This is a genomic window from Schwartzia sp. (in: firmicutes) (assembly GCF_978017985.1).
Genome location: NZ_CDXDFU010000089.1, coordinates 1 through 12,506, shown reverse-complemented (window position 1 = coordinate 12,506; position 12,506 = coordinate 1). Strand labels below are relative to the sequence as shown.

Annotated in this window: 11 protein-coding genes; 9 read left to right on the top strand and 2 right to left on the bottom strand. The window is 49.3% G+C overall.

Annotated elements, in window-relative coordinates:
* The 8 genes from ACY69O_RS03990 to ACY69O_RS03955 all read left to right on the top strand — a co-directional run.
* The coding region (locus tag ACY69O_RS03990) for an ABC transporter permease (protein ID WP_462332175.1) at nucleotides 1–585 on the top strand (585 nt) is incomplete at its 5' end.
* A 157-nt stretch (nucleotides 586–742) separates the two neighbouring features.
* Nucleotides 743–2,269: an ABC transporter substrate-binding protein gene (locus tag ACY69O_RS03985; RefSeq protein ID WP_462332176.1), complete on the top strand. Its 1,527-nt coding sequence runs from the start codon at nucleotides 743–745 to the stop codon at nucleotides 2,267–2,269.
* Nucleotides 2,270–2,355: 86 nt separating this feature from the next.
* Nucleotides 2,356–3,156: an ABC transporter ATP-binding protein gene (locus ACY69O_RS03980; RefSeq protein ID WP_462332174.1), complete on the top strand. Its 801-nt coding sequence runs from the start codon at nucleotides 2,356–2,358 to the stop codon at nucleotides 3,154–3,156.
* The gene (locus tag ACY69O_RS03975; RefSeq protein ID WP_462332173.1) at nucleotides 3,134–4,132 is read left to right on the top strand and encodes an ABC transporter ATP-binding protein; all 999 of its coding nucleotides are present in this window, start codon (nucleotides 3,134–3,136) and stop codon (nucleotides 4,130–4,132) included. Before ACY69O_RS03980 ends, ACY69O_RS03975 begins: the two co-directional genes overlap by 23 nt.
* Before the next feature lie 36 nt (nucleotides 4,133–4,168).
* On the top strand, nucleotides 4,169–5,461 hold the full coding sequence (locus ACY69O_RS03970; protein ID WP_462332172.1) for an S-layer homology domain-containing protein: 1,293 nt from the start codon (nucleotides 4,169–4,171) through the stop codon (nucleotides 5,459–5,461).
* A 45-nt stretch (nucleotides 5,462–5,506) separates the two neighbouring features.
* Nucleotides 5,507–5,785 carry a metal-sensing transcriptional repressor gene (locus ACY69O_RS03965; RefSeq protein WP_327288672.1) on the top strand — a complete coding sequence of 93 codons (279 nt, stop codon included), beginning with the start codon at nucleotides 5,507–5,509 and terminating at the stop codon, nucleotides 5,783–5,785.
* Between the two features lie 208 nt (nucleotides 5,786–5,993).
* A complete protein-coding gene (locus tag ACY69O_RS03960; RefSeq protein ID WP_462332171.1) occupies nucleotides 5,994–6,179 on the top strand; it encodes a hypothetical protein in 186 nt (61 codons plus the stop codon).
* Nucleotides 6,180–6,283: 104 nt separating this feature from the next.
* Nucleotides 6,284–7,639, top strand: a complete 1,356-nt coding sequence (locus ACY69O_RS03955) for an MATE family efflux transporter (protein ID WP_462332170.1) — start codon at nucleotides 6,284–6,286, stop codon at nucleotides 7,637–7,639.
* A 43-nt stretch (nucleotides 7,640–7,682) separates the two neighbouring features.
* Here the strand turns inward: ACY69O_RS03955 and ACY69O_RS03950 are convergent, their stop codons facing one another.
* Nucleotides 7,683–8,471 (bottom strand): sulfite exporter TauE/SafE family protein, encoded by a 789-nt coding sequence (locus ACY69O_RS03950; protein ID WP_462332169.1) that lies wholly within the window; start codon nucleotides 8,469–8,471, stop codon nucleotides 7,683–7,685.
* A 72-nt stretch (nucleotides 8,472–8,543) separates the two neighbouring features.
* Nucleotides 8,544–11,342 carry an ATP-binding protein gene (locus ACY69O_RS03945; protein WP_462332168.1) on the bottom strand — a complete coding sequence of 933 codons (2,799 nt, stop codon included), beginning with the start codon at nucleotides 11,340–11,342 and terminating at the stop codon, nucleotides 8,544–8,546.
* A gap of 231 nt (nucleotides 11,343–11,573) precedes the next feature.
* Here ACY69O_RS03945 and ACY69O_RS03940 point away from each other — a divergent pair.
* Nucleotides 11,574–12,506: M13 family metallopeptidase (locus ACY69O_RS03940; protein WP_462332167.1), on the top strand; the 933-nt coding region annotated here is incomplete at its 3' end.

Sequence of the window (12,506 nt, the reverse complement as noted above, 5' to 3'; positions counted from 1 at the left end):
GTTACAGTACTTTTGATGTCATGCATTGGTACTCTTATCGGAATCATTGCAGGATACTGCGGAGGTAAGGTTGATACCTTCCTCATGCGTATTACTGATATGATGATGGCTTTCCCGGGTATCGTACTCGCTATTGCCATTGCCGGTGTTCTCGGCGGAAGCGTCGTGAATACGGTGCTGGCTCTTGCGGTCGTCGGCTGGACGAAGTATGCACGACTTGGCCGAAGCCTCACATTAAAGCTGGTGCAGAGTGAATTTATCCAGGCAGCGGTTACGAACGGTACAAAACCCTTCGCACTGCTTCACAGACACATTGTTCCGAACATCATGCAGATGGTTATCGTAACAGGTGCTATGGATATCGGTTCGATGATTATGGAGATTGCAGGTCTTTCGTTCCTCGGATTCGGCGCACAGCCGCCGACAGCTGAGTGGGGTCTCATGCTGAATGAAGGACGTCAGGTCATGCAGATGGCTCCGTGGGCTATGATTTTCCCGGGTCTTGCAATTCTCTTTGTCGTTTCATCCTTCAATCTTTGGGGTGACAGCTTGAGAGACCTTATGGATCCGTCGCGTTCTCATTGATTTGAACCGTCGTGAACCTATTGGTTCATGAAATGTAAGTAAGGCAACACTATGTTTTATATTCATATACATTGAAAGAGAGGTACTTACAATGGAATTAAGCAACAAAGTTAAAAAAAGTGTTATGGCAGGTATGGCTGTCACTATGGCAGCAACGATGCTCGTCGGCTGCGGCGGCGGAGACAAAGGCGGCGCTAAGGGCGATTCCAAAGTCCTGAAGGTCGGTGTTACGAACTTCGCTGATACGCTTGAGCCTACGCAGAACTTCTTCGCATGGGTTGTTATGCGTTACGGCATGGGCGAGACGCTTGCAAAATTCGACGAGAAAATGAACGCTAAACCGTGGCTGGCTGAAAGCTGGAAAATCGGTGACGACCATCTGACATGGACATTCAAAATCCGTGACAACGTCAAATTCTCCAACGGCAAGCCGCTGACGGCTGAGGCTGTTAAACAGTCCATCGAGCGCGTATTCGCAAAACAGAACCGCGCTAAGACATTCTTCGAATATGAGAGCATTGAGGCAAAGGGTCAGGAGCTCATCATCAAGACGAAGAAACCTGTACCGAATCTCCCGGGCCAGCTGGCAGATCCGCTGTGGCTGATTGTTGATGTTTCCTCTGAGAAGGAAGGCCGTGACTTTGCAAAACAGGGTCCTATCTGCACAGGCCCGTATGTCTGCGAGAGCTTCACGCGTGATAAATGCGTCCTGACTAAGAATCCGAACTACTGGGATGGCGAGGTTCCGTACGAGAAGGTTGAGGTTCCGTCCATCGACGATCCGAACACCCGCGCTATGGCACTCCAGTCCGGCGAAGTCGATATGGCTGTTAACATCGCTGCAGGCGATATCGGACTCTTCCGCAACAACGACAAATTCCATGTTGATGAGATTGCATCACTGCGTACAGTTCTTGCACGTATCAACCAGAAGCCGGATCATATCCTTAGCGATAAAAAGGTTCGCGATGCATTCATCAGCGCCTGCGACCGCAAAAACTACAACGAGGTTCTTCTCAAAGGCACATTCAAGGAAGGCTCCGCACCGGTTCCGCCGTCCCTGGACTATGGCTTTGACCAGCTGAAGGATCCGAACAAATACAACGTTGAGCGCGCTAATAAGCTCCTCGATGAGGCAGGCTGGAAGGATACAAACGGCGACGGTATCCGTGATAAAGACGGCAAACCGCTGACACTTGACTTTATTGTTTACAACAGCCGTGCAGAGCTTCCGCTCTATGCAGAGGCTGTTCAGGCTGACGCTAAAAAGGTCGGTATTGACGTTAAAGTTAAATCCGTTGACTACAACATCCTTGATAAGATGGGAATCAACGGCGAGTTCGATCTCCTGATTTCGAACATCACGACGGCTGCTACGGGCGATCCGCAGTCCTATCTCAACCAGTACTGGCATACGAACATTGATGGTTCTAATCCGCAGAACGGCTCCGGTTACAGCAATCCGGAAGCTGATGCTAAGCTCGATGAACTGAATTCTGAGTTTGATCTGGCAAAACGCCGTCAGCTTATCATCGAAATCCAGCAGATTTACCTCAACGATGCTGCAGGTCTCTTCCTTGGATATCCGTACACGAACATCGTATCCTCGAAGAAGATTACGAATGCTATCATGCATCCGGCAGATTACTACTGGATTACGAAGGATATCAAACCGGCTAAATAATTTAACAGTTTAGCAAAAAATAATAAGAAAGACCCGTGGGCGGTGAGGGAAACCTTACTGCCCTTTACGGGATAAAGGAGAAATACATGTTACTTGAAGTATCGAATCTCGATATTTCCTACGGAGAGCATCCGATTGTACATGATGTAAGCCTCTCTCTCGATGAGGGAAAGGTTATCGCCATCGTCGGTGAGTCCGGAAGCGGAAAGACCACGGTCATCCGTGCTATACTGGGCTGCCTTCCGAATGAAGGTCATGTTACGCGTGGCAAAATCGTGTTCAATGGAAAAAATCTCCTGGAAAATACCGCAGAGGAGTGGAGACAGGTCAGCGGCAAGGATATCACCATGGTATTCCAGTCCAGCGGAAGTATGCTTGACCCGATTCAGAAAATCGGAAAGCAGTTTGTCGAGTATATCCGCCAGCATGCTGATGTGACCGAGGAAGACGCACGTGAGCAGGCTATTGCTATGCTCCGCCGCATGTACCTTCCGAATCCGGAGACTATAATGGCTTCTTTCCCGTACGAGCTTTCGGGCGGTATGAATCAGCGCGTCGGCGTCGCTATGGGGATGTTCTTCAGCCCGCGAATCCTTCTTGCCGATGAGCCGACCTCAGCTCTTGACGTTACGACGCAGGCGCAGGTCGTTGAAGAAATGATGGGTATCTGCCGCGACGACGGCACGGCTATCATTATCGTAACGCACAACCTCGGTGTTGCCGCATACATGGCTGATGAAATCATCGTCATGAGAAACGGTCATATCGTGGAGCGCGGTACGTCCGATGATATTGTAAACAATCCGCAGGAAGCATACACGAAAGAGCTTCTTGAAGCAGTACCGCAGATAGGAGGACAGGTTCATGACGTCTACGAAGCTGGGTAAAGACTATGTGCTGAATATCCAGCACGTTGTCAAGAAATTCCCTGTCGGAGAGGGAAAAGTCCTCACGGCCTGCAATGATGTTTCATTGAAGCTTTACCGTGGCGAGTCTCTCGCTATCGTCGGTGAGTCAGGCTGCGGAAAGAGTACTCTGGCAAAATGCATTATGCGCCTGCATGATGTTACTTCAGGCTCTATCTTTTATGGAGACAAGGACATCACGCAGCTGAAGGGCGAAGAGCTCCGCCAGATGCGCAAGCATATCCAGATGGTATTCCAGGATCCGAACACTGCTTTCGATCCGAAGATGAAAATCAAGGATATCATTTGCGAGCCGCTCTATAATTTTGATATGATAAAGCCTTCGGAGGCTGAGGAAAAGGCAAAGGAAATGCTTCGCCTTGTAGAGCTTCCTGAGGATATCGTCGACCGCTATCCGGCTAACATGTCCGGCGGTCAGCGTCAGCGTATCGGTATTGCCCGCGCGCTGGTTCTGAATCCTGATGTTCTCGTCTGTGACGAGGCGACGAGTGCTCTGGACGTTTCTGTTCAGAAGAAAATCGTTGACCTGCTTCTTTCCATTCAGAAGAAGACAAATCTTTCGATTATCTTCATCTGCCACGATCTCGCGCTGGTCTATCAGATGTGCAACCGCGCGGCGGTCATGTATCTCGGCAACGTGGTTGAGGTACTTCCGGCAGGCAAGCTGAAGGAAGCAAAGCATCCGTACACCCAGGCGCTTCTCCGCTCGGTATTCCCGCTCAGGGAAAAAGGCACTCACAGCGTGCAGACGCTTGAGGGTGACATTCCGAGTCCTGTAGATCTGCCGACGGGCTGTCCTTTCCAGGACCGCTGCTGCGAGTGTATGGACCACGGCTGCCGTGAAAACATGGCACCGCTCAGAAGAGTGGCTACGCAGCACTTTACCGCATGTCACCTGCTTGACGATGATGAAGTGCAGGAAACTGCACAGTCATAAGTAATAATATTTATATTTTTTAGGGGGAATTTTGTAATGAAGAAGTTTTTCACAGCAGCTGCTTTGGCTACGGCTATCACGGCTGCAGGCACAACAGGTTTTGCTGCTGCAAATCCGTTCGAGGATGTTGCTGCAGACCATTGGGCTTATGACGCTGTTGCTCAGCTCGCAGCTGACGGCGTTATCGAAGGCTATGGCGACGGCACATTCCGCGGCGACCAGGAGATCACTCGTTTCGAGATGGCTCAGATGGTTGCACGCGCTATGGCAAAGAACGGCGTTTCCGCAGCTGACAAGGCTATGATTGACAAGCTGGCTGCTGAGTTCGCTGATGAGCTGAACGCTCTCGGCGTACGTGTTGCAAATCTCGAGAAAAAAGTAGATAATGTTAAGTGGACAGGCGAATTGCGCTATGACTACAAGCGTGCACGTAAGGATGGAAATGCAGACCATACGAATAAAAACTTCATCCGTCTTCGTCTCGATCCGACAATGACAGTCAACAAGCACTGGATTGCAGGCGGCCGTATCGAAATTGCTACGGATATGGACAGCGCGAAGAATGCAGGCGGTGAAAACAAGGGAACAAGCCATGTCGAGGCTCAGCGTGCTTTTGCACAGGGTACATATGGCAATGTTCAGATTACCCTCGGTAAATTCGCTCACTGGACAAGCATCGACGGCGGAATGATGTACGATGACAATCTTGCCGGCGGCCGTGTTGTATTTGGTAAGGATGTCAAAGTAAGCCTCCTTGCATCCCGCGTTGATTATGCAAACCGTGCTGGTTACCTCGCAATGGTAGATAAGAAAGCTGGCGGTACGGCAAGCTGGCAGGCTATTGAAATCTACAGCGACAATGGTCAGAAATTCAGTTGGGGCGCCTCTTACAACAATTTGAGGAACAAGAACCTTTATGCATCTGAGGACTCCATTCGTAAAGAGTCTCTGCACATCTGGGAAGTAGGCCTCGGTTACCGCTTCGACAAGAACTGGAAGCTCAGCGGTGCTTATGCAGGCACAAATGCAGATGCTAAAATTAAAGACCGCAACAAGGCTTGGAACGTTCAGATTGATTACAAGGGCGCAAACAAGAAACAGCCGGGTTCTTATGGAATCTACGCTGCATACCGCCACATGGGTGCGGGCGCAGTTATTGTTCCGACATATGACTGCATGGGCGTTGACCAGAAGGGCGTAGAGCTTGGCTTTACATACACACTTGCTCAGAACATTCAGTGGAAGGGTGCTTACTTCTGGGGCAAAGTTATGGATGGCAACAACACGAAGACCAACACGATTTGGACACGTATCGCTTGCTTCTTCTAATTTAAAAACTAAACAAACCGGACTACGGTAAAGGAAAGGTGATTTGTGTTGAAACAATGCATGGATGAAGACAACCTCCACCGCCGCCTTCGTAAGATTGTCGGACAGGTGCAGGCTGTTGACCGTATGATTGAGGAAGATATTCCCTGTGAGGACATCCTCTCGCAGATCAATGCCGCAAAATCCGCTCTGCACCGTGCAGGGCAGGTGATTCTGGAAGGCCATATCCGCCATTGCGTACGCGACGGCATCGAGCATGGCGATCCGGACCAGACAATTGCGAACTTTACAAAAGCAGTAGAACGGTTTGCTAATATGAATTGATTAGAATAATGTAAGTAAATGAAAGCACTGATTTAAACTATATTAAATCAGTGCTTTCTATATATGCAGCATAATTCCGATGCGGTATACCTATCCCCCTTAGGGGGTATTGACTGATGTACCCCTATGGGTATATAATAAGTCCGTAAATTTATCCAATGTATCGTTGGATAAGACTTATTTTACCTGAGGGGAGTGTATGCGGAATATGTGGAAAAAGTTTATGAATTGGGCGGACTCCGGTCAGGAGATTGCGCGTATTACTCCTATGCATGTCCATACGGAGCATGAATGTATGGAATGTCATCAGGCACACTGCCACGACGGGGAAGAGCTCTGCGAGAGCTGCAGACAGCTCCTCGAAAAGGTAACGGGTGAAAAAGCGCAAAGCTGATCTGTCCATGACAAAACTAACTCCTGCTGCATTGTTGCGGCAGGAGTTTTTTATTGGTATCATATTTATTTGGAGTATTTATTGAGTGGGCTAGGAGGGATGAAGTGTCCATCGGTTTTGATCATCATGACAAGACGTATTTGAAGATTGCGATGCCTGCATCCGTCGAGAGCCTGTGTATGATTCTTTTGGCATCGGCGGACATGATAATGGTAGGCACGCTGGGAGCGGAGGCAATAGCGGCAGTGTCTATTTTCATGCAGCCGCGGCTTGTACTGTTCTGCTTCTCACGTTCCGCGGCGGCGGCATTGACTCTGCTGGCTTCACGGTATGCGGGGCGGGGCGAACGTATAGAGGCGGCGGATCTCTTGAAGCAGATGCTTGGTGTGAGCTGCGTGTTTTTCATGCTGCTTCATCTGGTGTTCTGGTATTTCCTGCAGGATATACTGACACTTATGGGAGCAGAGCCGGATTATATTGCTCTCGCTATGGATTATGCGAATATTGCCACGGCGGCGGCGTATATTTCGTCTGTTACTTATGTTCTGCAGGCGATACAGCTTGGCTTTGGAAAAACGACGGAAATCATGCGGACGAATCTCATCGGAAACGGTGTGAATATAGCTGCGAACTTCTTTTTGATTTTCGGTATCGGTCCGTTCCCGGCAATGGGCGTTGCGGGTGCTGCTCTCGGCACGGTCATCGGAACGCTTTCGACCATAGCCATGACGTGCATGGAAATGAAGAAGGAGGAGTTCTTCGCATGGCGGAAGGAATGCAGCTGGCTTCCTGACCGCGAGCGTTGGAAATCCTTTATGCCTGTCTATTTGAGCGTTTTCAGCGAGCAGGGCTGTGAGCGCGCGGGCATGGTTATCTTTACGCGTATTGCGGCAGGCCTGGGAACGGTTCCTTTTGCAGTTCACAGTATCTGTATGAACATAGCGGATATCTACTATGATTTCGCACAGGGACCCGGCAAGGCCAGCATGGTGCTGGCGGGGCAGGCATGCGGCAAGAGAGATGTTAATGAGTGGCACACTTATCGAAATGTAGGCGTAAAGCTGACGTTTATTTTTTCGTGCATTTCATGCGTCCTGACGATTCTCTTCCATGATGAGCTGTATCTTTTATTCATGCCGGACGGAAGAGGTATCGAGCTGGCGGCGGTTGTTCTCATGATTCGCGCCTTTGTGTCGTTCCCTGAAGGGCATGCCATTACCTGTGCCAGCATTTTGCGGGCAAGCGGGCAGACGGCTTCGGTGGCAGCGTATTCGTTTATCTCGGTGACGATACTGCGCCCAATCATCACATGGCTTTTGACGTATCCTTTGGGCTTTGGGCTCATAGGCTGCTGGATGGCTCTTGCTTTCGATCAGACGACGAGAGGCACCTGTGCGACAATACTTTTGCGCAGGCTGCATAACAGGATTCATCTGGAAATGGAAAAAGAAATTAAGTAAAAAAGACGTTCACGAAGAAAACTTCGTGAACGTCTTTTTTTTATTACATTCCCATATAAATAAGCCGTACTGCAACTGCAAACACTGCAAGGGAAAGAAGTACGAGAATGGTGCGGGGCTTCGTCTGTTTTGATATCCGTGCGCCAATCTGCGCACCCATCGCCGCTCCTGCTCCTATACAGAGGGCGGGGAGCCATATCACATGGCCCAGCATGGCGTGAGAGACGAGGCCGATTGAGGATGAAACGGCGAGAACGAACTGGGAGGTCGCCGTAGCGATGTGAGTGGGAAAGCCCAGAACGTAAACCATGAGAGGTACATGTATTATTCCGCCGCCGATACCGAACATGCTGGCAATGAATCCCACACCGCCGGAGCATATAATACCGAGGGGGCGGTTATAGGTAAAGCCCGGTTCGATTTCCATAGCTGCGCTGCTGTCCTTTTTGCGTGTATTGTTCCAATACATGAGTGCTGCCATGCAGAAGAGAAAGCAGCCGTAGTAAAAATCAAGTGATTTTCCTGTGAAGCGGTCTGCGGCGTAGGAGCCGAGGAAGGCACCGGGGAGTGTAGCAAGCGCAAATGGCACGGCAGCGTGGTAAAATACCCGCTTCTGACGCAAGTAGGCAATCGTGCCGGAAAGCGCGTTGGTGAAAACGACGAACAGCGAGGTTCCGACAATCTGCGCAGCCGTTTTGAAATAGGGATAGATACAGCCGTCCGACATGAAGAAAATGAAGAAGGGAACGAGTATAAGGCCGCCGCCTATGCCCACAAGAGTACCGAAGGTACCGACACCTATGCCGAGCAGAAGAAAGATGATATATTCCATAATTAAGTCCTTTCAAAGAAACAAGCCACTGTATACATAGTAGTATACAGCGGCTCTCAGGACTTTGTCGAGTTATGAACGCGCCGGAAGAAATCTTGCCAGCGTCTTGTAGAGCTTCACGACGTCTATAGGCTTTGCAAGGTGCTCGTTCATTCCTGCTTCCTGCGAGTTGCGCAGGTCTTCCTCAAAGGCATTTGCTGTCATTGCTATGATAGGGATGGTCTTCGCCTGCGGATGTGAGGAAGCGCGTATGCCTTTCGTTGCTTCGTATCCGTTTTTGACAGGCATCTGTATATCCATGAGTATGAGGTCAAAGGTGCCTTCCTCTGCGGCGAGGAATTTATCAATGGCGACCTGTCCGTCCGTTGCCGAGGTGACTTTGATTCCCGTGTCTTCAAGCAGCATGGTGGCGATTTCGAGATTCAGAGCGTTATCCTCTGCTATGAGCACATGAGCACCGGTGAAATCGTATTTTGCCGGCTCCTCTGCCTGTGCGCTTACCTGCTGAGGAATACGGACAACAGGTATTTCTATGGTAAATTTTGAACCTTCGCCCGGCTTTGTTTCCAGAGAAATACGTCCGTGCATGAGCTCCGTGAGGTTTTTGGTAATGGAAAGGCCAAGGCCGCTGCCGCCGTATTTTTGGAAGGTCTGGGCGGAAGCCTGTTCAAAGGGTTTGAACAGACGGCTCCTGAACTCGTCATTCATGCCGATTCCGTTGTCCTGCACTACAAATACGAGGTCAGCAGAATTTTCCGTGATATTTTTTTCGTGGAATTCGACACGTATTGTACCGTTTTCGGGAGTGAATTTAACGGCATTTGATATGAGATTCAAAAGAATCTGGTTGATACGGTTCTGGTCTCCGCGGAACTCGTTATCCTGAGTGTCGCATACGACTTCGTAGGTGATTTTTTTCAGGTTGCACTGCGGAATGTACATTTCATGCACCGTAGAAACGGATTCCGACAGCTTGAAGGGTGCGTCTTTTATGGTGAGCTTGTTGTTTTCGATTGCGGACATGTCAAGGATGTCGTTTATAATCGAGAGAAGCGCCTGAGATGACAGGCGTATTTTCTTCAGATAATCGCTGACAGTATCGCGGTTTTCCGGGTGGTTCAGCGCGATGTTCGTAAAGCCCAGTATGGCGTTCATTGGAGTCCTTAGCTCATGGCTCATGCGGGCAAGGAATCGGCTTTTTGACTGATTGGCAAATTCCACAAGGGCAATGGCATCGGTAAGCTCTGCATTCTTTTCCTCGAGAATCTGCATGTTTCTGTACCGTGTGAAGAAGTCCGAGAAAATCATATGGACAATCAGAATCAGAAGAATGCCGATAACTACGAAGGCAAGACGGTATTTATAAAAGTAGTCTATGAGCTCGGGAGTCCAGTACGGGTCCTTGGTGTGGGAGAGAATGATATCCTGCCGCACGTCAATGGGAATCGTGAGGAGTCCTTTGTTTATTATGGAAACGAATTCAGGGTTAACCTTATCGGAGATACCGAGGCAGTATTCCTGCGGTGTGATGGTAGCCGGAATCGTCATGAGGTCATCATAGCGGTGACGGAGCAGCATGAAATTTATGGTATAGATATCCATAAGCGCAAGGTCTGCCTTTCCGTCACGGACTGCGTCCAGACACTCATCCTGCGTCCGGAATATTATCGGGGAATAGCCCGGATAGTTTTTGTCCAGGAACTGCTGTGTTCCTTTTGAATAGGCAGGCATGGCGACGGAGTGCCAGTCGGTCATGGAATATGAACGGTCACGATGCCCTACGAAGCCAAAGGCGCTGGAGACATACGGGCGTGTAAGACGCATACCTTCGACGTCTGTGCGGTTCGGAAGATATCTCATACCGAGGATAGCGTCGGGAGTGTCAGGGCTGTTCACATACTGAGCAGGCAGAACGGATTCGTCCGAGTGCTTTACGAATGTGAAGGTCATACCCAGGCGCTGGCCGAGCTGGTTAAAGATATCAATGGCAATACCTGCGGGTTCTCCTGTGGAGGAATCCGTGTACATGAACGGAGGTCTCTCATAATATCCGATTTCAAAATCCGGGTGCTCTGCAATCCAGCGAAGCTCTTCGCGGGTGAGAGTAGGATGGGAAAAGGTATTGCTGTGGTAAGCGTTTATGGTGAGGTCAGGCCGCGGAGGGAAGTTTTCGGGAGCCGTATGGCGCTTGGCCATGAGCCAGTAAGTCGAAAGCTCTGTGGGAAAGTTATCCTTGCGGTCGAGAGACACAACGGTCCAGGAGGTGTCATAGCCCAGATATCCGACAATGCGGTAATCCGGAGTTCCGAAAAACAGACTTGCGAGAGCGATGTCTGCACGGTTGGTATCAAGGGCATTAAAAACCTCCCTGTGGTTGGTACAGGGGACCGGCGTATACGAAAAACCTGTCTGCTCCGCGTATCTACGAAGAGTTTTTTCTTCATCGGAATTTGAAATCACAGCTATACTGCTGCCGTTGAAATTGGCATAATCCTCATAGTAGAACCGGTCGGAATTTATGTGCGTGTAAAGAGCAAGGGGTTCCTCTGTGAGAAGCGTAAAGAAAAGATGGTCTGAGGACGGTTCATGGGGGCCGAAGCCTATGGCTGTATCTATTTTGCCGTCGCGCACGGCGGCAATCATTTCTTCGTTGGATTTGAAGGGAACATATTCGCACTGCCAGTTGGTGTACTTTGTGATTTCAGTAAACCAGGCAATGGCATAGCCGCTCATTTTTCCGCTGATTTTATATTGTGAAAAGCCCGGTGTCGGAACGAAGCCAACACGAATAGACTCACCGACGGCGGATGCGTTCATCGGAGAAATAATCATAATAAGAAAAAAAATAAATACGGCCGCGGCTCTGCGCATAGAAATCACATCCTTGACTGATACACCTGAATGAACGTGGTTTTTCCGTTATACGCGGAAATGCAGATAAGAGTGCGTTATGTCCCGGTCCTTTTTATGAATATATGAAAAATTTTTCCTATAATAATATGATTTACATCATACTTAATTTATTCGACTTAATTATCCTTTTTCCTGCATTGACATGCTACAATTAAATAAAGATTTTTATGCTTAAATGAGGGGGGCGGTATGATGGCGGAAAATGCTGTGAAGATAAGGGCTGCAGCACTGTGTATGGCGCTTTTTGTTTTTATGACGTCATGTTATGCCGCGCCGACAGATTTTTTTGTGGATATTGACGCGTCACATACAGAAAAAGCTCCGCGGCCGCAGGATGATTTTTATCTTTCCGTGAATTATGAATGGATAAAGGATACACCGTTGGTGGCAGGGCAGGCATCAAAAAATATGTTTTCTTCATTGGAGGAGAAAACAGGGGGGATTCTGGGACGCATAACGACTGCGGCGACACTTGAACCGAAGAGAAATGCGGATTTTGCCCGCATAGCTGCGCTTTATGCATGCGTAAACGACGACAGAGGACGGGAAAGGGCAGGATTTGGAGAGTTGGCGGAGATTTTCGCCGGAATTGAGGCATGCAGCACTCCGCAGGAGTATGCGGAGACAATGGGAGCACTCATGGGCGAGTATCAGTTTGCGGACTGGTTCGGAGGTTTTGCCGTGGAGCGTGACCGCTTTGACGGCAGCAGATGCATTCCGGTGTGGGGAGTGCCGCAGCCGGGGCTGGGCAGGGAGTTTATGTCTGATTCCGGGAATCGTGAAAAGATAGAGCTTTATCGGAAGTACATAAAAAGTCTGCTGGTTTTGTACGGCAGAAGTGAAGCTGAGGCAGAGGAAGCGGCTGAAGGGATTCTCTCAATACAGAGGACTATGGCAGAACTGCAGGAGCCTTTGGAAAAGCGGAATAACCCGTCAGGGATTGAACGTGGAAATATAGATTATCTTTCGTCGTTTTATACGAATATAGATATTCGCCCTGTGCTGGAGGCAGCGGGGATAGGAGAAGCTTTGGGAGTTGATGTTTTTGACATACGTGAGCCTGAGCTCATATGCTGCGCGGATTCTTTTATGGAACAGGGAAATCTGCAGGTAATGAAGGAT

Coding starts and splice junctions, on each gene's coding strand:
- ACY69O_RS03985 (WP_462332176.1), top strand. CDS start 743: ATGCTCGTCGGCTGCGGCGGCGGAGACAAAGGCGGCGCTAAGGGCGAT.
- ACY69O_RS03980 (WP_462332174.1), top strand. CDS start 2,356: ATGTTACTTGAAGTATCGAATCTCGATATTTCCTACGGAGAGCATCCG.
- ACY69O_RS03975 (WP_462332173.1), top strand. CDS start 3,134: ATGACGTCTACGAAGCTGGGTAAAGACTATGTGCTGAATATCCAGCAC.
- ACY69O_RS03970 (WP_462332172.1), top strand. CDS start 4,169: ATGAAGAAGTTTTTCACAGCAGCTGCTTTGGCTACGGCTATCACGGCT.
- ACY69O_RS03960 (WP_462332171.1), top strand. CDS start 5,994: ATGTGGAAAAAGTTTATGAATTGGGCGGACTCCGGTCAGGAGATTGCG.
- ACY69O_RS03950 (WP_462332169.1), bottom strand. CDS start 8,471: ATGGAATATATCATCTTTCTTCTGCTCGGCATAGGTGTCGGTACCTTC.
- ACY69O_RS03945 (WP_462332168.1), bottom strand. CDS start 11,342: ATGCGCAGAGCCGCGGCCGTATTTATTTTTTTTCTTATTATGATTATT.